Source organism: Nonomuraea fuscirosea (genome assembly GCF_003001935.1).
GTDB lineage: Bacteria > Actinomycetota > Actinomycetes > Streptosporangiales > Streptosporangiaceae > Nonomuraea > Nonomuraea fuscirosea.
This window is the reverse complement of sequence record NZ_PVNG01000026.1, coordinates 119,923-142,159: the sequence shown is the minus strand read 5'-3', so window position 1 is coordinate 142,159 and position 22,237 is coordinate 119,923. Positions and strand designations below refer to the sequence as shown.

Here is a 22,237-nt window from a genome sequence, read left to right as displayed (position 1 = left end):
TGCCTGTGCCGGTCTTGACCATGCGGGGGATCGGTAAACAGTTTCCGGGCGTGAAGGCCCTGGACGGTGTGGACCTGCGGCTGCTGCCCGGTGAGGTGCACGCGCTCATGGGAGAGAACGGCGCGGGCAAGTCCACCCTCATCAAGGTGCTCACCGGCGTGCACCCGGCCGACGCGGGCACGATCGAGCTGGCCGGCGCGCCGGTCGCGTTCGGCAGCCCGCTGGAGGCGCAGCAGGCCGGGATCAGCACCGTCTACCAGGAGGTCAACCTCTGCACGAACCTCTCGGTGGCGGAGAACATCCTGCTCGGCCGCGAGCCGCGCCGCTGGGGGCGGATCGACTGGAAGCGGATGCGGGCCAGGGCGGGCGAGCTGCTGTCGCGGCTGGAGCTGAGCCTGGACGTGTCGGCGCCGCTGTCGACGTACTCGCTGGCCATCCAGCAGATGGTGGCCATCGCGCGGGCGATCGACGTGGACGCGCGGGTGCTGATCCTGGACGAGCCGACCTCCAGCCTGGACGCCGACGAGGTGCTGCAGCTGTTCCGGGTGATGCGGCGGCTGAAGGAGGAGGGCATCGCGATCCTGTTCGTCTCGCACTTCCTCGACCAGGTGTACGAGATCTCCGACCGGATGACGATCCTGCGCAACGGCCGGCTCGTGGGCGAGTTCATGACGGAGCGGCTGCCGCAGGTCGAGCTGGTCGCCAAGATGATCGGCCAGGAGCTGGCGGCGCTGGAACGGCTGCACGGCGAGGCCAAGGTGTTCGACCGGCCGCTGATCGAGGCGCGCGGCCTCGGCCGGGCCGGTGCGATCGAGCCGTTCAGCCTGACCGTGCACGAGGGCGAGGTGGTGGGCCTGGCGGGACTGCTGGGCTCGGGCCGTACGGAGATCGCGCGGTTGTTGTTCGGCGCCGACCACGCCGGCACGGGCGAGATCACGGTGAGCGGCTCGCCGGCGTCGTTACGCACGCCGCGCGCGGCCATGACGCACAAGATCGCGTTCTGCTCGGAGAACCGCAAGGAGGACGGGCTCATCCCCGACCTGACCGTGCGCGAGAACATCATCCTGGCCCTCCAGGCCACCAGAGGCTGGACCAGGCCGGTTCCGCGCGAGCAGCAGGACGAGCTGGTCGGCCGCTACATCAAGGCGCTGAAGATCAGCCCGCCCAACCCCGAGCACCTGGTGCGCAACCTGAGCGGCGGCAACCAGCAGAAGGTGGTGCTGGCCAGGTGGCTGATCCTGGAGCCCAGGCTGCTCATCCTCGACGAGCCCACCCGGGGCATCGACGTCGGGGCGAAGACGGAGATCCAGCGGCTGGTGGCGGAGCTGTCGGACGGCGGCGTGGCGGTGCTGTTCATCTCCGCCGAGCTGGAGGAGGTGCTGCGGCTCAGCCACAAGGTCGAGGTGCTGCGCGACCGGCGCCTCGTCGCCGAGCTGCCCAACGACGAGGCGCTGACCAGCGACGTGCTGATGGAGACGATCGCGAGCGGAGGTCGGGCGGAATGACGGCGAGCGGAGGGCGTGCCTCATGAGGCGTCTGCTGTGGCCGGTGGTGGTGCTGGTCCTGTTGCTGGCCCTGAACGTGTTCTTCTCACCCGGCTTCTTCTCGATCCAGGTGCGCGACGGGCACCTGTACGGCAGCCTGATCGACATCCTGCGCTTCGGCGCCCCGCTGATCCTGGTCTCGCTCGGGATGACGCTGGTCATCGCGACCGGGGGCATCGACCTGTCGGTGGGATCGGTGGTGGCGATCTCGGGCGCGCTGGCGTGCCTGCAGATCAGCCAGGGCGCGAGCCTGTTCACCGCCGTGGCGCTGGCGCTGGGCCTGAGCCTGGTGCTGGGGGCGTGGAACGGCTTCCTGGTCGCCGGCATCGGGATCCAGCCGATCATCGCCACCCTCATCCTCATGGTGGCCGGCCGCGGGCTGGCGCAGCTCATCACCGACGGCCAGATCATCACCGTCAACAGCCCGGCGTACAAGGTGATCGGCGGCGGCTACTGGCTGACCGTGCCGTTCGGCATCCTGATCGTGCTGGCGGTGCTGGCCGTCACCGCGTTCCTGACCAGGCGGCTGGCGCTGGGCATGCTGATCGAGTCGGTCGGCGGCAACGCCGAGGCGAGCCGGCTGGCCGGCATCAGGGCGCGCGGGATCATCATCATGGTGTACGCGTTCGCCGCGCTGTGCGCGGGCGTGGCCGGGTTGATGATCAGCTCGAACGTCTCCAGCGCCGACGGCAACAACGCCGGCCTGTGGATCGAGCTGGACGCGATCCTGGCCGTGGTGATCGGCGGCACGGCGCTGTCCGGCGGGCGGTTCTCGCTCGGCGGAACGGTGCTGGGCGCGCTCATCATCCAGACCCTGACCACGACGATCTACTCGATCGGCGTGCCGCCGGAGACCACGCTGCTGTTCAAGGCGCTGGTGGTCACGGCGGTGTGCCTCATCCAGTCCCCGTCCTTCCGCGCGAAGGCGTTGCGAAGGAGAGGCCGGGCCGCCGTGCCGGGCCCGGCGTCCGAGGAGAAGGTGCGGGTGAGCCTGTGAGCACGCTGACGCTGGGCGGCCGGACGGCGGTGCCGGCCAAGTATCTGCCGGTGCTGGTGACCGGCTGCCTGTTCGTGGCCATGTTCGCCGTCGGCGGGTTCCGCTACGAGGGGTTCGCCAGCGGGCAGGTGATCCTCAACGTCTTCATCGACAACGCCTTCCTGCTGGTGGTGGCGGTCGGGATGACGTTCGTGATCCTGACCGGCGGCATCGACCTGTCGGTGGGGTCGGTGGTGGCGCTGTCCACCATGATCTCGGCCAGCCTGATGGAGGGGCCGGGGTGGCCGCCGTACCTGGTGATCCCGCTGGTGCTGGCCATCGGGTCGGGGCTGGGGCTGGTGATGGGTTACATCGTGCACGCCTTCGACATCCAGCCGTTCATCGTGACGCTGGCGGGGATGTTCCTGGCGCGGGGGCTGTGCTACACGATCGGCACCGACTCGATCCCGATCCGCGACCCGACGTTCACGGCGTTCGCGCAGACCAGGATCGATCTGTTCGCCGATCTGTGGATCTCCCCGAGCGTGGTCATCGCGGTGGTGGTCGTGGTGGTGGCGGCGTACGTGCTGCACTACACCCGCTTCGGCCGCTCGGTCTACGCGGCCGGCGGCAGCGAGCAGTCGGCGTTGCTCATGGGGCTGCCCGTGGGCCGGACCAAGATCACCGTCTACACGGTGAGCGGGTTCTGCTCGGCGCTCGGCGGGGTGCTGCTGTCGTTCTACATGCTCTCCGGTTACGGCCTGCACGCCGCGGGCATGGAGCTGGACGCGATCGCGGCGGTGGTCATCGGCGGGACCCTGCTGACCGGCGGCAGCGGCTTCCTGTTCGGGACCGTGCTCGGCGTGCTCGTGCTCGGCCTGATCCAGACGATCATCATCTTCGAAGGGACACTCCTGTCTTGGTGGACCAAGATCTTCATCGGAATGTTGTTGTTCGTCTTCATCCTGCTGCAGCGCCTGTTCTCGGCCCGTTCACGGCGCTGACCTGCGCGAAAGTTACTTGAAAGTTTCCGTCGGGTTATGGTTGAACGTTGACACAGTCGTTGTTAGCGATAACAATCAGGCTGAACCGGGTGTGAACTTTGTTCTGATTCGTCACGTTCTGTGATCGAAAATCCTTCGCTATACCGGCAGGCGCCACGTCCAGCGCCGCCGCGACCCCCATGGAAAGGGATGCACATGAGGTTGGGACGGATCGGGGGCGTGGTGTCAGCCATCGCGCTCGCCGCGACCATGACGGCCTGTGGCTCCAGCACCAAGACCGTGGACGCCGAGGCTTCGAGCTCGGCCGCCGCCGGCAACGCGGGGGCTCTGATCGGCGTCACGATGCCCACGAAGTCCTCCGAGCGCTGGATCCATGACGGCGACAACGTCAAGAAGCAGCTGGAGCAGCTCGGTTACAAGGTCGACCTCCAGTACGCGGAGAACGACATCCCGACGCAGGCCAACCAGATCGAGAACCAGATCACCAAGGGCGCCAAGCTCCTGATCATCGCCTCGATCGACGGCACCGCGATCACCTCGCAGCTGCAGCAGGCCGCCGATGCCAAGATCCCGGTCATCGCCTACGACCGGCTGATCCGCAACAGCCCGAACGTCGACTACTACGCCACCTTCGACAACTTCAAGGTCGGCGTGCAGCAGGCCAGCTCGCTGCTCAAGGGCCTCGGCGTCGATGACGGCAAGAAGGGCCCGTTCAACGTCGAGCTCTTCGGCGGCTCGCCCGACGACAACAACGCCACCTTCTTCTGGAACGGCGCCATGTCGATCCTGCAGCCGAAGATCGACGACGGCACCCTGGTGATCAAGAGCGGCCAGACCGACTTCAAGCAGGCCGCCATCCTCCGGTGGGACCCCGCCACCGCGCAGAAGCGCATGGAGGACATCATCACCAAGACCTACACCGGCAGCACCAAGGTCGACGGCGTGCTGTCGCCGTACGACGGCCTGTCCATCGGCATCCTGTCGGCGCTGAAGAGCTCCGGCTACGGCAAGCCGTACCCGATCGTGACCGGCCAGGACGCCGAGCTGCAGTCGGTGAAGTCGATCATCTCCGACGAGCAGTACTCCACCATCTTCAAGGACACCCGCAAGCTCGCCGAGCAGACGGTGAAGATGGCCGACGCCGTGCTCAAGGGCGGCCAGCCCGAGGTGAACAACACCAAGGACTACGAGAACGGCAACAAGGTCGTCCCCTCGTACCTGCTCGACCCGGTGATCGTGGACAAGAGCAACTACAAGGACGTCATCATCGGCGGCAACTACTACACCGAGGACCAGCTCAAGTAAGGGCCCGCCCCGGGGACGCAGACCGCGTTCCCGGGGTTCTCCCTGAGCGAGGGGCATATGACCGAGCACATCTTGCGGATGAGCGGGATCACGAAGACGTTCCCCGGCGTGAAGGCGCTGCAGGACGTCAACCTGTCGGTCCGGCGCGGTGAGATCCACGCCATCTGCGGCGAGAACGGCGCCGGCAAGTCGACGCTGATGAAGGTGCTGTCCGGGGTCTACCCGCACGGCGACTACGAGGGCGAGATCCTCTTCGAGGGCAAGCGCTGCGAGTTCGGCGGCATCCGCGACAGCGAGCACGCCGGCATCGTCATCATCCACCAGGAGCTGGCGCTCAGCCCGCAGCTGTCGATCGCGGAGAACATCTTCCTCGGCAACGAGCGCGCCAGGCGCGGCGTCATCGACTGGAACCGCACCAACTACGAGGCCGCCGCGCTGATGAAGCGGGTGGGGCTGCAGGAGAACCCGACGACCACGATCGCCGACATCGGCGTGGGCAAGCAGCAGCTCGTCGAGATCGCCAAGGCGCTGTCGAAGGAGGTGCGGCTGCTCATCCTCGACGAGCCGACGGCCGCGCTCAACGACGACGACTCGGCGCACCTGCTCGACCTGCTGCGCGGGCTGCGGGACGAGGGCATCACCTGCGTGATCATCTCGCACAAGCTCAACGAGGTGATCGCCATCGCCGACTCCGTCACGATCATCCGTGACGGCCGCACGATCGAGACGCTGGACATGGCCGGCGACCACGTCACGGAGGACCGCATCATCTCCGGCATGGTCGGCCGCGCCCTCGACAACCGCTTCCCGCCGCACGAGCCGACCATCGGCGACGAGGCGCTGCGGATCGAGGACTGGACCGTCTACAGCCCGAGCCAGCCCGGCCGCAAGGTCGTCGACAACGCCTCGCTCACGCTGCGGCGCGGCGAGATCGTCGGGCTGGCGGGGCTGATGGGCGCCGGGCGCACCGAGCTGGCCATGAGCGTCTTCGGCCGCGCGTGGGGCGTGCACATCTCCGGCAAGCTCTTCAAGGACGGCAAGCCGATCGACGTCCGCAACGTGCAGGACGCGATCAGGCACGGCATCGCGTACGCCACCGAGGACCGCAAACGCTACGGGCTCAACCTCATCGAGGACATCAAGCGCAACATCAGCGCGGCCGGGCTGACCGGCCTGTCCAAGCGCGGCTGGGTCAACGAGAACGAGGAATACCGGGTCGCCGAGCAGTTCCACAAGAGCATGAACATCAAGGCTCCCGGCGTGGACAGCGTCGTCGGCAAGCTGAGCGGCGGCAACCAGCAGAAGGTCGTGCTGTCGAAGTGGATCCTCACCGAGCCGGACGTCCTCATCCTCGACGAGCCCACGCGCGGCATCGACGTCGGCGCCAAGTACGAGATCTACACGATCATCAACCGGCTGGCCGACCAGGGCAAGGCCGTACTGGTGATCTCTTCCGAGCTGCCTGAGCTGCTCGGCCTGTGCGACCGCATCTACACGCTCTCGGAAGGTCGCATCACCGGCGAGGTTCCCCGCCAGGAGGCCACCCAGGAAAGCCTCATGCATCTCATGACCAAGGGACAGGAGTAGCTTCGATGAGCAGCATCAGCCCCGCCGACGTCGCGGTCGGCACCACGGGCGACGGGGGAGGGCCGCGGCAGCCGGGCCGGGTGTCTCTGGGCGGCATCTCGCTCAACCTGCGATCCAGCGGCATCTACATCGCCTTCGCGCTGATCATCGTGCTGTTCTCGGTGCTGACGGACGGCGCGCTGCTCACGCCGCAGAACATCTCGAACATCATCGTCCAGAACTCCTACGTCCTGATCCTCGCGATCGGGATGATCCTGATCATCATCGCCGGGCACATCGACCTGTCGGTCGGCTCGGTGGTGGCGGTCACGGGAGCGCTGGCCGCGGTGCTCATGGTCAACATGGGCTGGCCGTGGCCGCTGGCCCTGCTCGCCACGCTGGTGGCCGGCGCCCTGATCGGGGCCTGGCAGGGCTACTGGATCGCCTACTTCGGCATCCCGGCCTTCATCGTGACGCTGGCCGGCATGCTGCTGTTCCGCGCGCTGACCCTCACCGTCCTGGGCAACCAGGGCATCGGCCCGTTCCCCGACCAGGTCCGTACGCTGGCCAACGGCTTCACCAACGGCTATCTCGGCAACGTCGGCCTCGGCCCGCTCGGCGGCGCCGACCTGTTCAGCCTGCTGATCGGCGTCGTCGCCATCGCCGGCATGGTCGCGGCCCAGTGGCGCACCAGGGGTGCCCGCAAGGGCTACGGCCAGTCGGTCGAGCCGATGGCGCTGTTCGTGCTGAAGATGGCGGCCGGCGCCGCGCTGATCCTCTTCCTGGTCGTGCAGCTGGCCCGGTTCAAGAACCTGCCGTGGGTGCTGGTGCTGCTGGCGATCCTCGTGCTGGCGTACTCGCTGATGGCCAACCGCACGGTCTTCGGCCGGCAGATCTACGCCATCGGCGGCAACCTCCAGGCGGCGGTCATGTCCGGCGTGAAGGTCAAGTCGGTGGTCTTCTGGATCTTCGTCAACATGGGCGTGCTGTCGGCCATCGCCGGCATCATCTTCGCCGGCCGGCTCAACCAGGCGGGCCCGACGGCGGGTAACGCGTTCGAGCTGGACGCCATCGCGGCGGCCTTCATCGGCGGCGCGGCCGTGCAGGGCGGCGTCGGCAAGGTCGTGGGCGCCATCACCGGTGGTCTGATCATGGCGGTCATCAACAACGGCATGTCCCTGATCGGCTCGCCCAGCGAGCGGGTCATGCTCGTCAAGGGCGCGGTGCTGCTGGCGGCGGTCGCGTTCGACGTGTGGACCAAGCGCAGGGCAGGCGCCGCCCGCTAGGTAGGATCCCGGAAGCTCCGGTGATCGGGAGCTCCAGCGAAAGGAGAGACCGTGACGACCCCCAAGCGCCGCCTGCCGGTCATGGCCGACGTGGCCAAGGAGGCGGGCGTGTCGCATCAGACGGTCTCCCGGGTGCTCAACGACCACCCGAACGTCAGGGCCGACACCCGCGCGAGGGTGGAGGCGGCGATCTCGCGGCTGGGCTACCGGCGCAACCTGGTAGCCCGCGCCCTGGTCACCAAGCGCTCCAGGACGCTCGGCGTGGTCAGCTTCGACACCACGCTGTACGGCCCCGCCAGCACCATCTACGGCATCGAGCAGGCGGCCAGGACCGCGGGCTACTTCGTCAGCATCGTCAGCCTGAAGTCGCTCGACACGAACAGCGTGCGCGACGCCATCGACTACCTCGCCGAGCAGGGGGTGGACGGCGTGGTGGTGGTCGCGCCGCAGCGCTCGGCCGGGCGCGCCCTGGAGAACCTGCCCGTCGGCATGCCGGCCGTGGCGGTCGAGGGCACGCACCGCGCCGACGTGTCCGTGGTGTGCATCGACCAGATGGAGGGCGCCAGGCTGGCCGTACGGCACCTGCTCGACCAGGGCCACGAGACGGTCTGGCACGTCAGCGGCCCGGCCGACTGGCTGGAGACCGAGGGCCGGCTGGAGGGCTGGCGCGCGGCGCTGATCGAGGCGGGCCGGCCGGTGCCCGAGCCGCTGGCCGGTGACTGGAGCCCGCGGGCCGGTTACGAGGCCGGCATGAGCCTGGCCGCGATGGACGACGTCACGGCCGTCTTCGCGGCCAACGACCAGATGGCGCTGGGCGTGCTGCGGGCCCTGTCGGAGAAGGGCGTGCCCGTTCCCGGGCGGATCAGCGTGGTCGGTTTCGACGACATCCCCGAGTCGGAGTTCTTCTCGCCGCCGCTGACCACGGTCAGGCAGGATTTCGACGTGGTGGGCCGGCACTGCATCGAGGTGCTGCTGCGGCAGATCGACGTGGGGCCCACCGCGTACGAGCGGCTGGTCGTGCGGCCCAGCTTCGTGGTGCGGTCGAGCACCGCCGCGGTCAGTAGATGATGGGCATGCCCCCGGACAACCCTGGAGTTCAATGTGAACGCTAACACCTACGTGGTCGGAGTGGACTTCGGCACGCTCTCAGGGCGGGCCGTCGTCGTCCGCGTGAGCGACGGCGCCGAGCTGGGCAGTGCCGTCCACGAGTACGCGCACCGCGTCATGGAGCAGACGCTCCCCACCGGCGAGCGGCTCGGCCCCGACTGGGCCCTGCAGTCGCCCCAGGACTGGATCGACGTGCTGCGGACCGCCGTCCCCGAGGCGATCGCCGCCGCGGGCGTGCGGCCGGAGGAGGTGGTCGGCATCGGCACCGACTTCACCGCCTGCACCGTCATGCCGACCAGGGCCGACGGCACGCCGCTGAGCGACGAGACGCCCGGCGAGCCGCACGCCTGGCCCAAGTTGTGGAAGCACCACGCCGCCCAGCCGCACGCCGACCGGATCAACGAGCTGGCCGCGCGCAGGGGCGAGAGCTGGCTGCCGCGCTACGGCGGCAAGATCTCCTCCGAGTGGGAGTTCGCCAAGGGTCTTCAGCTGCTGGAGGAGGCCCCCGAGGTGTACGCCAGGGCCGAGCGCTGGATCGAGGCCGCCGACTGGATCATCTGGCAGCTCACCGGCGTCGAGAGCCGCAACATCTGCACCGTCGGCTACAAGGGCGTCTTCCAGGACGGGAGTTACCCGTCGGAGGAGTTCCTGGCCGAGCTGAACCCCGGCTTCGCCGGTTTCGTCGGCAAGCTGGCCACCGGCCAGGTCGGCGACGAGGCCGGCGGCGTCCGGCTGGCCGCGCTCGGCGATCTGGCCGGGCGCCTGACCGCGCGGGCGGCCGCCTGGACCGGCCTGCCCGAGGGCGTCGCCGTCGCCGTCGGCAACGTGGACGCGCACGTCACGGCCGCCGCCGCGGACGCCGTCAGGCCCGGCCAGATGGTGGCCATCATGGGCACCTCCACCTGCCACATCATGCCCAGCGACCAGCTCGCCGAGGTGCCCGGCATGTGCGGCGTGGTCCGCGACGGCATCGTGCCGGGCCTGTGGGGCTACGAGGCCGGGCAGTCCGCGGTCGGCGACATCTTCGCCTGGTACGTCGACAACTTCGGCGCCGACGGCCACGAGCGGCTCACCGCGCTGGCCGCGAAGCAGCCCGTCGGCGGGCACGGCCTGGTCGCGCTCGACTGGTTCGGCGGCAACCGCTCGGTGCTGGTCGACCACAACCTGTCCGGCGTGATCGTCGGCCAGACCCTGCAGACCAGGCCCGAGGACGTCTACCGGGCGCTCATCGAGTCCACCGCGTACGGCGCGCGCATGATCGTGGAGACGTTCGAGAAGTCGGGCGTGCCGGTCGAGGAGTTCGTCGTCGCCGGAGGGCTGCTGAAGAACCCCTTCCTCATGCAGGTCTACGCCGACGTGCTGCGCCGGCCGCTGTCGGTCATCGGCTCGGACCAGGGGCCCGCGCTCGGCTCGGCCATCCACGCCGCCGTGGCCGCCGGGGCCTACTCCTCCATCGAGGAGGCCGCCGCGGCGATGGGCAAGCGCACCGAGAACGCGTACGTGCCGGACCAGGCCCGCGCCGACGCCTACGACCGGCTCTACGCCGAGTACCGCAGGCTCCACGACTTCTTCGGAGACGGAAAGATGCTGCACGCGCTGCGCGCGATCAGGAACGAGGCACACACGTCATGACCATGAGAGAGATCGTCGCCGGCCTGCACGCGGAGCTGGTCCGCTACAACCTGGTGGCCTGGACGGCGGGCAACGTCTCCGGGCGGATCCCCGGCGAGGACCTGTTCGTCATCAAGCCGTCGGGAGTCTCCTACGACGAGCTGACGCCCGCGAACATGGTCGTGTGCGACCTCGACGGCAATCTGGTGGAGGGCGAGCACTCGCCGTCCAGCGACACCGCCGCGCACGCCTACGTCTACCGCAACATGCCCGACGTGGGCGGCGTCGTGCACACCCACTCCACCTACGCCTCGGCCTGGGCCGCCCGCGGCGAGGCCATCCCGTGCGTGCTGACCGCGATGGCCGACGAGTTCGGCGGTGAGATCCCGATCGGGCCCTTCGCCCTCATCGGCGACGACTCGATCGGGCAGGGCATCGTCGAGACGCTCAAGGGCCACCGCTCCAAGGCCGTGCTCATGCAGAACCACGGGGTGTTCAGCATCGGCAAGGACGCCAGGGCGGCGGTCAAGGCCGCCGTGATGTGCGAGGACGTGGCGCGTACGGTGCACGTGGCCCGTCAGCTCGGCGAGCCGCTGCCCATCCCGCAGGACGACATCGACCGCCTGTACGACCGCTATCAGAACGTCTACGGACAGAGGAGCCCGCGTTGAACATCTGGTTTCTGACCGGCAGCCAGGGACTGTACGGCGAGGACACGCTGCGCCAGGTGGCCGAGCAGTCGCAGCGCATCGCCGAGCAGCTGCCCATGCCGGTGGAGTGGAAGCCCGTCCTGACCGACGCCGCGGCCATCCGGCGGATCATGCTCGAAGCCAACGCGGACGACGAGTGCGCCGGCGTGATCGCGTGGATGCACACCTTCTCCCCGGCCAAGATGTGGATCGCCGGGCTCGACGCGCTGCGCAAGCCGCTGCTGCACCTGCACACGCAGGCCAACGTCGAGCTGCCGTGGGCCAGCATCGACATGGACTTCATGAACCTGAACCAGGCCGCGCACGGCGACCGCGAGTTCGGGCACATCCAGACCCGGCTCGGCGTGCCGCGCAAGACCGTGGCCGGGCACGTGAGCGACCCGGCCGTGGGCGAGCGCATCCTGACCTGGCTGCGCGCGGCCAAGGGGCTGGCGGAGGTGCGCACGCTCAAGCTGGCCCGCTTCGGCGACAACATGCGCGACGTGGCGGTCACCGAGGGCGACAAGGTGGAGGCGCAGCTGCGCTTCGGCGTCTCGGTCAACACCTACGGCGTCAACGACCTGGTCGAGGCGGTGGACGCGGCCTCGGACGCCGACGTGACGGCGCTGGTCAAGGAGTACGCCGAGCAGTACACCGTGGCCCCCGAGCTGCTCGGCGAGCGCAACGACTCGCTGCGCTACGCGGCCAGGATCGAGCTGGGCCTGCGCGCGTTCCTGGAGGCTGGCGGCTTCAAGGCGTTCACCACGAACTTCGAGGACCTCGGCGGGCTGCGCCAGCTGCCCGGCCTGGCCGTGCAGCGGCTCATGGCCGACGGCTACGGCTTCGGCGGCGAGGGCGACTGGAAGACGTCGGTGCTGTTGCGCACCCTGAAGGCCATGCCTGACACTGGGGCGGACGGCGGCACCTCGTTCATGGAGGACTACACCTACGACATGACGCCGGGCCAGGAGCTCATCCTCGGCGCCCACATGCTGGAGGTGTGCCCGTCCATCGCGTCCGGCACGCCGTCGTGCGAGATCCACCCCCTCGGCATCGGCGGCAGGGAGGACCCGGTCCGGCTCGTGTTCGACGCCGAGCCGGGCCCCGGCGTCGTGGTCGGCCTGGCCGACATGGGCGACCGGTTCCGGCTCGTCGCCAACGAGATCGACGTGGTGACGCCGCCGCAGCCGCTGCCCAAGCTGCCGGTGGCCCGCGCGGTGTGGCGGCCGCGCCCCAACCTGCGCACCTCCACCGAGTCGTGGCTGACCGCCGGGGCCCCGCACCACACGGTGCTGTCCAAGGCCGTCGGCCGGGATGAGCTGACCGACCTGGCCGACATGCTGGGCGTGGAGCTGGTGGTCATCGACTCGGCCACCACGACCGAGCGCTTCGCCAAGGAGCTGCGCTGGAATCAGGCGTACTACCGCCTGGCGCAGGGCTTCTAGAGCAGGGCTTCTAGGACCGTCCCCGGTCCGCCCCCGGGCGGGCCGGGCGGGCGAGGTTGTGAAAAGGTAAGGCCGTGACGCTGACGAACTGGGCTGGAAACACCACATTTCAGGCACGTGAAGTCCACCATCCGACCTCGCTCGACGAGCTTCGGCGACTCGTCGCCGCCAGTCCCCGGGTGCGGGCGCTGGGAAGCGGACACTCCTTCAACCACGTCGCCGACACCACCGGCGACCTCGTCGTGCTCGACCGGATGCCGGACCTGGTGGAGATCGACGGCGCGGCGGCCACGGTGCGGGTCGGGGCGCGCATGACGTACGCGCGGCTCGCGCCGCTGCTGCACGAGGCCGGCTTCGCGCTGGCGAACATGGCCTCGCTGCCGCACATCTCCGTGGCCGGCTCCGTCGCGACCGGCACGCACGGCTCGGGGCCGGCCATCCCCGGCCTGGCCGCCGCCGTGTCCGGGATCGACCTGGTCACCGCCGACGGCTCCACGCTGTCGCTCACCCGCGAGGACGCCGACTTCGCCGGCGCGGTGGTGGCCGTCGGCGCGCTCGGCGTCGTCACGTCGCTCACGCTCGACCTGGTGCCCGCCTTCGACCTGCGCCAGTACGTCCGCGTGGGCCTGTCAGCCGACGCCCTCGGCGAGTTCGAGGCGATCATGTCGAGCGGCTACAGCGTCAGCCTCTTCACCGACTTCCGCGACACCCGCGTCTGGCTGAAGCGCGCGGACGAGCTGACCGACCCCGGCTGGTACGGCACCACCCCGGCCGAGGCCCCCCAGCACCCGCTCCCGGACATGCCGGCCGACAGCTGCACCGCGCAACTGGGCGTGCCGGGCCCGTGGTACGAGCGGCTGCCGCACTTCCGCGCCGACTTCCCGCCCAGCGGCGCCGGCGACGAACTGCAGTCCGAGCTGCTGCTGCCCAGGGAGCACGCGGTCAAGGCGCTGCGCGAGCTGTGGGCGATCGGTGATCGGATCCGCCCGGTGCTGCAGATCTCCGAGATCCGCACGGTCGCCGCCGACGACCTGTGGCTCAGCCCCTTCAGGGGCCGCGACAGCGTGGCCGTGCACTTCACCTGGGTCAAGGACGTCGCCGCCGTGCTGCCGGTGCTGGACCTGGTGGAGCGGACGCTGGCGCCGTTCGACCCGCGGCCGCACTGGGGCAAGCTGTTCACCCGCTGGCCCGAGTGCCCGGACGACTTCCGCGCGCTGGTGCGCCGCCTCGACCCGGCGGGCAAGTTCGGCGGCGAGTTCACCCGGGTACTGCTGGGGGAGTAGGGCGTGGCCGGGGGCTTGCTCCCCCCGGCGTAGCCGCTCACCGGTCCGGGGGACGATGTGCCGGGCCCGCCCGTCGGCGATCGTGTAGGGCATGACCGATCACCCGTTCAGGTTCGGCGCGGTCGCCGGACAAGCCCCCGACGCCGGCGCGTGGACCGGCCTGGCCCGCCGGGCCGAGAGCCTCGGCTACGCGACCCTGCTGGTGCCCGACACGCTGGGCACGCTGTCGCCGTTCACGGCCGCGGCCGTCGCCGCCACGGCCACGACGACCCTGCGCGTCGGCACGTACGTGCTGAGCGCCCCCAATCGCACCCCCGCCGCCGTGGCGTGGGAGTGCGCCACCCTGCACACGCTCACCGGCGGCCGGTTCGAGCTGGGCCTGGGCGCCGGGCGGCCGGACGCCGAGCGCGACGCGGCCACGCTGGGCGTCCGCTTCGGCACCCCCGGCCAGCGCGTCGAGCGGCTCGCCGCGACCATCGACGCGGTCGAGGACGTGCCGATCCTGGTGGCCGCCTCCGGCACCAGGCTGCTGCGGCTGGCCGCGCGCAAGGCCGACACGGTCGCGCTCGGCGTGCCGCCGCAGTACACCGAGGAGCAGGTCGCGGCCAAGGTGGACGAGCTGTACGAACTGGCCGGCGACCGCTTCCACGACCTGGAGCTCGGCATGAACCTGGCCTGCGCCGCGACCGCGCCGCCCGAGTGGGCGCTGCGCAGGTTCGGCCGCACCGGCACCGGGATCCTCACCGGCACCCCCGAGGAGATGGCCGACACGCTGCGGCGGCGCAGGGACCGGCTGGGCATCTCCTACGTCTCGGTGAACGCGCAGTTCCTGGAGGACTTCGCGCCCGTCGTGAAACGGCTCGCCGGTACCTGACACGCCCTGACAGGTACGGCTGCCACGCTGGTCCCATGACCGCAAAGGGAACCTTCGACACCGCCAACTGGACGCCCCAGCCGCCCTTCGACGACCGGGACGGGGTCACCCTCGGGCTCGTGACCCTGGACAAGACCTGGCACGGCGACCTGACCGGCACCAGCGTCGTCACCATGCTGATCGCCACCACCCCGGTCGAGGAGTCACGCTCCTACGTGGCGATCGAGCGCGTCGAAGGAACCCTCGACGGGCGCAGGGGCAGCTTCGTCGTCCAGCACGACGCCACGGCCGACGAGGGGGAGCGGTCGCTGCGCATCCGGGTGGTCGCCGACTCGGCGACGGGGGAGCTGCGCGGTCTCCGGGGTGAGATCGGCATCGTCGTCGCCCCCGACGGAGGTCACTCCTACACCTTCGACTACACCCTCTGACGCGGGGCGGCCCGGAGGACGACAATCCTCCTATGCCGAAGAGTCACTGGGCATGGGGGCCCGAGCCCGCCGAGCCCGAATTACGGGAGATCGCCCGGCTGTTCACCGAACACACGGGCCTGGGGGAACCGGACGCGTGGGAGCGGCCCGTGCCGTTCTCGCCGGGGCTCGTGCCCGCCTCCCGGGTGCCGGTGCCCGCGCTGCCGTTCTGCACGGCCGATCCGTACGAGCGGGCCGTGCGCACCTACGGACAGGCCTACCGCGACCTGATCCGCGCCTACCGGGGCGACTTCGCCAACGCCCCCGACCTGGTGGCGCTGCCGCGCGACGAGGACGAGATCGCGCGGCTCCTGGAATGGGCCAGCGGCCAGGGCGTGGCCGTCGTGCCCAGGGGCGGCGGCACGAGCGTCGTCGGCGGCGTCGAGGCGCGCTTCGACGGCCCCTCGCTCTGCCTGGACCTCGGCCGGATGAACCGCGTCCTGGAGGTGGACCGCGAGTCCCAGGCGGCCCTGGTGGAGGCGGGCGCGACCGGGCCGGAGATCAACGCGGGGCTGCCCGGCGGGCTGCAACTGCGCTTCTTCCCGCAGTCGTACGAGTTCTCCACGCTGGGCGGCTGGATCGCGACCAGGGCCGGCGGCCACTTCGCCACGCTGCACACCCACATCGACGACCTGGTCGAGTCCATCCGGGCCAGCACCCCCGCCGGGATGTGGGAGTCGCGCCGGCTGCCCGGCTCGGGAGCGGGCCCGTCGCCCGACCGCTGGCTGCTCGGCTCGGAGGGCGCGCTCGGCGTGATCACCCGCGCCTGGGTCCGCGTCCACCGGCGGCCGGTGCACAAGGTCTCGGTGCCGGTGCGCTTCGCCGAGTGGGTGGCGGGGGTGGCGGCCGTGCACGACCTCGCCCAGTCGGGTCTGCACCCCGCCAACTGCCGGCTGCTCGACGCCCGCGAGGCCGCGCTGACCTCCGGCGGTGACGGACGGCACGCCCTGCTCATCGTCGGCTTCGAGTCGGCCGTGCATCCCGTGGACGCCTGGATGTCGCGGGCACTGGAGATCGTCTCGTGGCACGGCGGCGTGGCCGGGGCGGCACGCCAGGACCAGAGCCAGGACCAGAGCCAGGACCAGGTGTGGAAGGGGGCCTTCACCCGGATGCCGTACCTGCGCAACGCCTATCCGGGCCTCGGCGTGATCGCCGAGACCATCGAGACGGCCGTCACCTGGGACCGCTTCCCCGCCCTGCACGAGGCCGTCATGGCGGAGGGCGAGGCCGGGACGACGACCTGCCGGCTGGCCTTCGCCTACCCCGACGGGCCCGCGCCGTACTACACGATCATCGTGCCCGCGGAGAAGGGCGCCGAGCTGGAGCAGTGGGACGACCTCAAGCGCCGCGTCTCCGAGACGGTGCTGCGCATGGGCGGCACGATCACCCACCACCACGCGGTGGGCCGCGACCACCGGCCCTTCTACGACCGGCAGCGGCCCGACCCGTTCGCGCTGGCGCTCAAGGCGGCCAAGACCGCGCTCGACCCTCAGGGCGTGCTGAACCCGGGGGTGCTCATCTGAGGGCGGAAGCGGCGCGGCGGGGTGTGGATGTCGAACCGCAGGCTGGGCTGGGCCAGCACCGAGTGCGGCCGGCTGTCCTCGGTGATCAGGCCGAGGCGCTCGAAGACGGGGAACCTGGCCTCCGTCGCCGTCAGGTGGCGCGGCCGCATCACCGGGTGCCAGATGCTGTAGGTGCCGACCAGCCCGTCCCTGCGCCGGTACCAGCCCAGGGTGGGGTGGGTGAGCCGTTCGAGCCAGTCCTGCTCGCCGGTGAACCCGTCGAGCAGGACTGGTTCCGGCGATTCGGTCGCCGCGCAGCGGGCGTCGCCGGCCGTCAGCCGCCACCGGGCGGGCGCGGCGTCCCAGTCGGCCTCGACGCGGATGCGGTCGCGGCGCCACGGCATGCCCCACAGGTGCTGGGGGATCGCCACCACGGGATGGTCGAGCGCCGTGCCGAAGAACCAGACGCCGGGCCGGCCGAACGCCGTGACGTAGGCCCGGTAGTTGATCTGCCCGCAGTCGATGCCCACCTGGGGCAGGAACCGGAAGTGGAAGTCGCGGTCGGTGAAGGCCACGGCCGAGACCAGGGCGCCGGGTCCGTCCGCGAAGGTCATCTCCATCGGCTCGAACCCCCTCGGCAGGTGTGCGGCCAGGGCGGCGGCCTCCACCCGGTAGCTGACGATGGCGAAGTCGTCGAGGTCGGTGGCCGCGTGGTACCAGCGCGGGCGCGGGCGGGGGGTGCCGGCGAAGGTCATGAAGGCCACCGTACGACCCGCCGGGGCCGCTCGCGCGCCTCCGCGTTCTCGGGAAGGGTGCGCGTCCGGCCGGTCATGCCAGTGTCTTGCTGGAGAGTCGTCCGTAGACGGCGGCGAAGAGGGCCGCCAGCAGGGCCGCCGCCGCGGCGACGGCGAAGCTCCAGCCGGCGCCGCCGGTCGACAGGACCATCGCGCCCACGGCGCCGGCCACGCTGCCGCCCATCACCCTGACCAGGGCGTTCACGCCGCCGGCCGCGGCGGTCTTGGCGGGTTCCACGTGTTCGACGGCCATCGTGCCGAGCGCCGCGTAGCCGAGGCCCATGCCCAGGCCGAGTACGGTCGCGGCGCCGTACAGGGCGGGGCTGGAGGGGCCGGACAGCGCCAGCCACAGCGTGGCGGCCGCCACCAGCGCCGAGCCGCCCGCGACGAGGGCGGAGGCGGTGAACCGGCGCATCAGCAGGCCCGCCAGTAGCGAGACCACGAGCATCAGCACCGTCGTCGGCAGCAGGTAGATCCCGACCTGCAGCACCGAGGCCCCGAGCGCGCCCTGGGCCAGCGCCGAGACCGTGGTGAGCGCCGCGAACAGGGCGAACCCCAGCAGGAACGACGCCACGGTCGCCCCCACCGTCCCCCGGTGCAGCAGCATGGGGATCTCGATCAGCGGCGCCGCGGTGCGCCGGGCGGTCACCACCCACAGGGCGGCGACCAGCGCGGCCGCGGCGAACAGGCCCAGCGTCAGCGGCGACGTCCAGCCCCAGGCCGCGCCCTTGCTGATCGCGAGCAGCAGGCAGACCAGCCACACCGTGACCAGCGCCGCACCCGCCAGGTCGGGCCGCCCGGCCCCGCGCGCGGGCTCCTCCCGCACGACGACCGCGACCAGGGCGAAGCTCAGCAGCCCGAGCCCGGTCAGCAGCCAGAACACCGCCCGGTGGTCGCCGTCGACCAGGCCCGCCAGGATGACGCCACCGCCGCTGCCGACGCCGATGGTCGCGCTGAGCACGCCGATGGCGCCCGGCAGGCGGTGCGCGGGCACGATCTGCCTGACCAGGCCGATGGCCAGGGCGAGCAGGGGAGCGGCGGCGCCCTGGAGCACCCGGCCGGCGATGAGCAGGGCCAGCGTGCCGGCCACGGCGCTGAGCGCCGATCCCACGACGAGCAGGCCGAGGGCGACCAGCGAGACGGCGCGTCTGCCGTACATGTCGCCGAGCCGCGACAGCAGCGGGATGGACACGGCACCCGACAGCAGCCCGGCGGTGAGCGCCCAGGAGGCGGTGGTGGACGAGAGGTGCCATTGCCGTTCGAGACCCGGCAGCAGCGGCACGACCACGGTCATCTGAAGGGAACCCACGGCCACCGCGAACGCGAGGACCGCTACGACCCATGAGTTTTTATACATGTATAGAAAGTAGCATGACGGCATGCCTACGCGAACGGGACGACCGCCGAAGATCACCAGGGCCGACATCGTGGCCGCCGCGCTGCGGGTGATCGAGGCGGACGGGGTGGACGCGCTGACCATGCGCCGGCTGGCCGGAGAGCTCGGCACCACGGCCATGGCGATCTACCATCACGTCCGCGACAAGGACGAGCTGCTCGTGCTGCTGCTCGACGACCATGCCGCCGCCACCCCCAGGCCCGAGCTGCCCGACGACCCGGGCGAGCGCCTGGTGACCGCGGCCACGGCCATGCGTGACGCGCTGGCCCGCCATCCGTGGGCCGTGGACGTGCTGCGGGCCGACGACCTGTTCGCGGTCGGGGCGCTGTGGTATCCGGACCAGATCATCGACGCGGCGATGCGCGGCGGGCTGACGCTCGAGGACGCGGTGGACGCGTACCGGATCGTCTGGCACTACACGAGCGGCGAGATCGGCGCGCGGGCGGCCGCGCGCAAGCGGCGCGAACAGGGCGGGAGCACCTTCAGGCAGCGGGTGTTCACCGAGATCGACGCCGGCCGGTTCCCCCGGCTGGGCCAGGTGGGCGGCCGGTGGGAGGAGCTGACCGCCCGCGACACGTACGCCAAGGGCATTCGCGCGCTGGCCGCGGGGCTCCTACCGTAAAAGAGGTGGCCGCGACCGCGCGGCCCGTGAAACGGTCGGTTGCCATGATCCGGTGGAGCGAGGCGGGGCAGGAACGGTCGGCGGTCTGGCGTACGGCGTCGGGGGTCGCCCCTCCCGAGCGCGTCGTCGTGGCCGACGACCGGATGCGCGCCGCCACCGCCTACCGGCTCGCCTGCGAGGGCACCGCGCTGCTGTGGCGCGGCGACTTCCACAACGCCCGCCGGCTGCTGAGCGCCATGGGCCGCCGCTGCAAGCCGGCCGATCCCGCCGGCGGCTTCCCCGCCCACCGCCAGGCCAGGTCCCAGCGCGCCCGCACGCTCGGCATGCTGCTCATCCCCTACGCCGCGGACAACGTCGTGCCGCTGCGCAGGGCGCCCGACGTCCGCGCGGCCTGCGCCGAGGTGTACGGCCCCGGCGCCCCGCCGGGAGCCGGCCAGCTCCGCGAACTGCTCGGCCTGATCGGCGCGCACGAGTGGCGCAGGAAGGGCGTGCCCGTTCCCGCGCTGGGCGCCCGCATCCACCCCCACCACGGAGTCTTCTCCCCGATCAGGGGCGAATACGTCGATCTGGTCGCCCAGGCGCCGCTGCCGGAGGACGACCGGCTGGCCTTCGACGTCGGCACCGGCACCGGCGTGCTGGCGGCCGTGCTGGCCGGGCGCGGCGTCCGCCACGTCGTGGCCACCGATCTCGACCCCCGTGCCGTCGCGTGCGCCGGTGACAACGTCGCCCGGCTGGGGCTCACCGAGCAGGTGGAGGTCGTGCGGGCCGACCTGTTCCCGCCGGGACGCGCGCCGCTCGTCGTGTGCAACCCGCCCTGGCTGCCCGCCAAGCCCGCCTCACCCCTCGACCACGCCGTCTACGACCCCGGCGGGCGGATGTTGCGCGGCTTTCTGGGCGGGCTGGCCGAGCACCTGGAGCCGGCCGGCGAGGGCTGGCTGATCCTGTCCGACCTGGCCGAGCATCTCGGGCTGCGCACCCGGGCGGAGCTGCTGGCGGAGTTCGACCGGGCGGGGCTGCGAGTGGCCGCCCGCCTGGACGTCGCCCCGCGGCACAACCGGCCCGCCGACACGGCCGATCCGCTGCACGCGGCCCGCGCCGCCGAGGTGACCTCGCTCTGGCGGCTCACCCGCTGAAGCCCTGCCGCCGCCACGAGAACGACGCGGTGGCACGGTGTGGCCTGGACAGACAGGGCGGCGGCGCGCACGCAGGTTAGCCGGGCCCTCTCAGCGGCAGGAGAGGAGTATGCATATCTCGGGAGTACAGACCGTTTTGCCTGATCACCGCTATGAGCAGGCGGAGATCACCGAGGCGTTCTCCCGGCTGACCAGCTGTGACGAGGAACTGCTGCGGCACTTCCACGCGGCCACCGGGGTGGAGGGCCGCAACCTGGCGCTGCCGCTGGCCGACTACGCCAAGCTCGACTCCTTCGGCCGGGCCAACGACACCTACGTCGAGCTGGCCCTGGAACTCGGCGAGCAGGCCATGGCAGGCGCGCTGCGCAAGGCGGACATCGCTCCGGAGAAGGTTGATCACCTGCTGTTCTGCTCCACCACCGGCCTGGCCACGCCCTCGCTCGACGCCAGGCTGGCCCAGCGGATGGGACTGCGGCCCGACGTGAAACGGGTGCCGGTCTTCGGGCTGGGCTGCGCGGCGGGCGCGTCCGGGCTCGCCCGGCTGCACGACTACCTGCGCGGCTGGCCCGACCACGTCGCCGTGCTGGTGTGCGTGGAGCTGTGCTCGCTGACGATCCAGCGCGACGACACCTCGATCGCCAACCTGGTCGCCAGCGGCCTGTTCGGCGACGGCGCGGCGGCCGTCGTGGCCACGGGGCGCGGGCGCGGCCCCGAGGTCGTGGCCACCCGCAGCCGCCTCTATCCCGGCACCGAGCACCTCATGGGCTGGGAGGTCGGCGACCACGGCTTCCGCATCGTGCTCGACGCGGACCTGACCGACTTCGTGGAGCAGGTGCTGGCCGCCGACATCAAGGCCTTCCTGGCCGACTACGGCCTGACCCCCGAGCAGGTCGCGAGCTGGGTCTGTCACCCCGGCGGCCCGAAGGTCATCGACAAGATCCTCCAGACCCTGAACCTGGAGCCCAAGGCCCTGGACGTCACCTGGCGCTCCCTGCGCGAGCACGGCAACCTGTCCTCGGTCTCCGTGCTGCACGTCCTCCAGGAGACGCGCGGCCGGGCCGGCACCCCCGCCCTGCTGATGGCGCTGGGACCCGGGTTCTCCGCCGAACTGCTCCTGCTGCACTGGTGACGGCCTACCTGGTCCTGATCGGCGCGGTCGTGCTCGAACGGCTGGCCGAGCTGGTCGTGGCCCGGCGCAACCTGGCCTGGGCGAAGGCCAGGGGCGGCGTCGAGCACGGCGGGCGGCACTATCCCTGGATCGTCGCGGCCCACGTGGCGCTGCTCATCGCCGCACCGGCCGAGGTGTGGCTGCTCGGGCGTCCCTTCGTGCCCGCGCTCGGCTGGCCCATGCTCGCCGTCGTCGTGCTCGCCCAGGGCCTGCGCTGGTGGTGCATCGGCACGCTGGGCAGGCAGTGGAACACCCGCGTGGTCGTGGTGCCGGGGCTGCCGCTGGTGGACCGGGGGCCGTACCGGTGGCTGCGGCACCCCAACTACGTGGCCGTGGTCGCGGAGGGGATCGCGCTGCCGCTGGTGCACTCGGCCTGGCTGACCGCGCTCGCGTTCACGGCGGCGAACGCGGCGCTGCTCTCCGTCCGCGTACGCGTGGAGAACGCGGCCCTGGCAGGCTAGGGCC

Annotated in this window: 20 protein-coding genes; 18 read left to right on the top strand and 2 right to left on the bottom strand. The window is 71.1% G+C overall.

Annotation, left to right across the window (positions count from 1 at the left end; genetic code table 11):
- Positions 1-50 precede the first annotated feature (50 nt).
- The 14 genes from B0I32_RS45690 (at position 51) to B0I32_RS45625 (ending at position 16,680) form a co-directional block, all read left to right on the top strand.
- On the top strand, positions 51-1,505 hold the full coding sequence (locus tag B0I32_RS45690) for a sugar ABC transporter ATP-binding protein (protein WP_326637417.1): 1,455 nt from the start codon (positions 51-53) through the stop codon (positions 1,503-1,505).
- A gap of 22 nt (positions 1,506-1,527) precedes the next feature.
- The gene (locus tag B0I32_RS45685; RefSeq protein ID WP_106250409.1) at positions 1,528-2,541 is read left to right on the top strand and encodes an ABC transporter permease; all 1,014 of its coding nucleotides are present in this window, start codon (positions 1,528-1,530) and stop codon (positions 2,539-2,541) included.
- A complete protein-coding gene (gene yjfF / locus B0I32_RS45680) occupies positions 2,538-3,524 on the top strand; it encodes a galactofuranose ABC transporter, permease protein YjfF (protein WP_106250407.1) in 987 nt (328 codons plus the stop codon). The genes B0I32_RS45685 and yjfF overlap by 4 nt, the downstream gene beginning before the upstream one ends.
- A gap of 195 nt (positions 3,525-3,719) precedes the next feature.
- Complete coding sequence (gene chvE, locus B0I32_RS45675; RefSeq protein WP_106250536.1) at positions 3,720-4,829, top strand: multiple monosaccharide ABC transporter substrate-binding protein; 1,110 nt, start codon at positions 3,720-3,722, stop codon at positions 4,827-4,829.
- A 57-nt stretch (positions 4,830-4,886) separates the two neighbouring features.
- Positions 4,887-6,416 (top strand): multiple monosaccharide ABC transporter ATP-binding protein, encoded by a 1,530-nt coding sequence (gene mmsA, locus B0I32_RS45670; RefSeq protein WP_106250405.1) that lies wholly within the window; start codon positions 4,887-4,889, stop codon positions 6,414-6,416.
- A gap of 5 nt (positions 6,417-6,421) precedes the next feature.
- Positions 6,422-7,681: a multiple monosaccharide ABC transporter permease gene (mmsB, locus tag B0I32_RS45665; RefSeq protein WP_219912346.1), complete on the top strand. Its 1,260-nt coding sequence runs from the start codon at positions 6,422-6,424 to the stop codon at positions 7,679-7,681.
- A gap of 51 nt (positions 7,682-7,732) precedes the next feature.
- The gene (locus B0I32_RS45660; protein ID WP_245956510.1) at positions 7,733-8,749 is read left to right on the top strand and encodes a LacI family DNA-binding transcriptional regulator; all 1,017 of its coding nucleotides are present in this window, start codon (positions 7,733-7,735) and stop codon (positions 8,747-8,749) included.
- 51 nt (positions 8,750-8,800) lie between these two features.
- Entirely contained in the window at positions 8,801-10,420 is a 1,620-nt protein-coding gene (araB, locus tag B0I32_RS45655; protein ID WP_106250530.1) for a ribulokinase, read from the top strand.
- Positions 10,421-10,422: 2 nt separating this feature from the next.
- Entirely contained in the window at positions 10,423-11,070 is a 648-nt protein-coding gene (locus B0I32_RS45650) for an L-ribulose-5-phosphate 4-epimerase (protein WP_106250404.1), read from the top strand.
- Positions 11,067-12,533 (top strand): L-arabinose isomerase, encoded by a 1,467-nt coding sequence (araA, locus tag B0I32_RS45645; protein WP_106250402.1) that lies wholly within the window; start codon positions 11,067-11,069, stop codon positions 12,531-12,533. Before B0I32_RS45650 ends, araA begins: the two co-directional genes overlap by 4 nt.
- Before the next feature lie 74 nt (positions 12,534-12,607).
- Positions 12,608-13,816: an FAD-binding protein gene (locus B0I32_RS45640; protein ID WP_106250400.1), complete on the top strand. Its 1,209-nt coding sequence runs from the start codon at positions 12,608-12,610 to the stop codon at positions 13,814-13,816.
- A 91-nt stretch (positions 13,817-13,907) separates the two neighbouring features.
- Positions 13,908-14,690: an LLM class flavin-dependent oxidoreductase gene (locus B0I32_RS45635; RefSeq protein WP_106250397.1), complete on the top strand. Its 783-nt coding sequence runs from the start codon at positions 13,908-13,910 to the stop codon at positions 14,688-14,690.
- A gap of 35 nt (positions 14,691-14,725) precedes the next feature.
- Positions 14,726-15,118 (top strand): DUF3224 domain-containing protein, encoded by a 393-nt coding sequence (locus B0I32_RS45630; RefSeq protein WP_106250396.1) that lies wholly within the window; start codon positions 14,726-14,728, stop codon positions 15,116-15,118.
- Positions 15,119-15,150: 32 nt separating this feature from the next.
- Positions 15,151-16,680, top strand: a complete 1,530-nt coding sequence (locus tag B0I32_RS45625) for an FAD-binding oxidoreductase (protein WP_106250394.1) — start codon at positions 15,151-15,153, stop codon at positions 16,678-16,680.
- Here the strand turns inward: B0I32_RS45625 and B0I32_RS45620 are convergent.
- Positions 16,647-17,414: a DUF2071 domain-containing protein gene (locus B0I32_RS45620; protein ID WP_146178552.1), complete on the bottom strand. Its 768-nt coding sequence runs from the start codon at positions 17,412-17,414 to the stop codon at positions 16,647-16,649. The genes B0I32_RS45625 and B0I32_RS45620 overlap by 34 nt on opposite strands.
- Positions 17,415-17,487: 73 nt before the next feature.
- Entirely contained in the window at positions 17,488-18,810 is a 1,323-nt protein-coding gene (locus B0I32_RS45615; RefSeq protein WP_106250391.1) for an MFS transporter, read from the bottom strand.
- A 22-nt stretch (positions 18,811-18,832) separates the two neighbouring features.
- Between B0I32_RS45615 and B0I32_RS45610 the strand changes: the two genes are divergently transcribed.
- Genes B0I32_RS45610 through B0I32_RS45595 form a run of 4 tightly spaced genes read left to right on the top strand, consistent with a single transcriptional unit; the run spans position 18,833 to position 22,233 of the window.
- The gene (locus B0I32_RS45610) at positions 18,833-19,471 is read left to right on the top strand and encodes a TetR/AcrR family transcriptional regulator (RefSeq protein WP_106250389.1); all 639 of its coding nucleotides are present in this window, start codon (positions 18,833-18,835) and stop codon (positions 19,469-19,471) included.
- Positions 19,472-19,515: 44 nt separating this feature from the next.
- Positions 19,516-20,604: a 50S ribosomal protein L11 methyltransferase gene (locus B0I32_RS45605; RefSeq protein ID WP_106250387.1), complete on the top strand. Its 1,089-nt coding sequence runs from the start codon at positions 19,516-19,518 to the stop codon at positions 20,602-20,604.
- A 37-nt stretch (positions 20,605-20,641) separates the two neighbouring features.
- The gene (locus tag B0I32_RS45600) at positions 20,642-21,733 is read left to right on the top strand and encodes a type III polyketide synthase (RefSeq protein WP_281262667.1); all 1,092 of its coding nucleotides are present in this window, start codon (positions 20,642-20,644) and stop codon (positions 21,731-21,733) included.
- Positions 21,730-22,233, top strand: a complete 504-nt coding sequence (locus B0I32_RS45595) for an isoprenylcysteine carboxyl methyltransferase family protein (protein ID WP_106250384.1) — start codon at positions 21,730-21,732, stop codon at positions 22,231-22,233. Before B0I32_RS45600 ends, B0I32_RS45595 begins: the two co-directional genes overlap by 4 nt.
- Positions 22,234-22,237 lie beyond the last annotated feature (4 nt).

What these genes read in the sequence shown, in the direction of transcription:
- mmsA (WP_106250405.1), top strand. Translation starts at nt 4,887, where the DNA reads ATGACCGAGCACATCTTGCGGATGAGCGGGATCACGAAGACGTTCCCC.
- B0I32_RS45610 (WP_106250389.1), top strand. Translation starts at nt 18,833, where the DNA reads ATGCCTACGCGAACGGGACGACCGCCGAAGATCACCAGGGCCGACATC.
- B0I32_RS45620 (WP_146178552.1), bottom strand. Translation starts at nt 17,414, where the DNA reads ATGACCTTCGCCGGCACCCCCCGCCCGCGCCCGCGCTGGTACCACGCG.
- B0I32_RS45625 (WP_106250394.1), top strand. Translation starts at nt 15,151, where the DNA reads ATGCCGAAGAGTCACTGGGCATGGGGGCCCGAGCCCGCCGAGCCCGAA.
- B0I32_RS45635 (WP_106250397.1), top strand. Translation starts at nt 13,908, where the DNA reads ATGACCGATCACCCGTTCAGGTTCGGCGCGGTCGCCGGACAAGCCCCC.
- B0I32_RS45630 (WP_106250396.1), top strand. Translation starts at nt 14,726, where the DNA reads ATGACCGCAAAGGGAACCTTCGACACCGCCAACTGGACGCCCCAGCCG.
- mmsB (WP_219912346.1), top strand. Translation starts at nt 6,422, where the DNA reads ATGAGCAGCATCAGCCCCGCCGACGTCGCGGTCGGCACCACGGGCGAC.
- B0I32_RS45605 (WP_106250387.1), top strand. Translation starts at nt 19,516, where the DNA reads ATGATCCGGTGGAGCGAGGCGGGGCAGGAACGGTCGGCGGTCTGGCGT.
- chvE (WP_106250536.1), top strand. Translation starts at nt 3,720, where the DNA reads ATGAGGTTGGGACGGATCGGGGGCGTGGTGTCAGCCATCGCGCTCGCC.
- B0I32_RS45685 (WP_106250409.1), top strand. Translation starts at nt 1,528, where the DNA reads ATGAGGCGTCTGCTGTGGCCGGTGGTGGTGCTGGTCCTGTTGCTGGCC.
- B0I32_RS45650 (WP_106250404.1), top strand. Translation starts at nt 10,423, where the DNA reads ATGAGAGAGATCGTCGCCGGCCTGCACGCGGAGCTGGTCCGCTACAAC.
- B0I32_RS45615 (WP_106250391.1), bottom strand. Translation starts at nt 18,810, where the DNA reads ATGTATAAAAACTCATGGGTCGTAGCGGTCCTCGCGTTCGCGGTGGCC.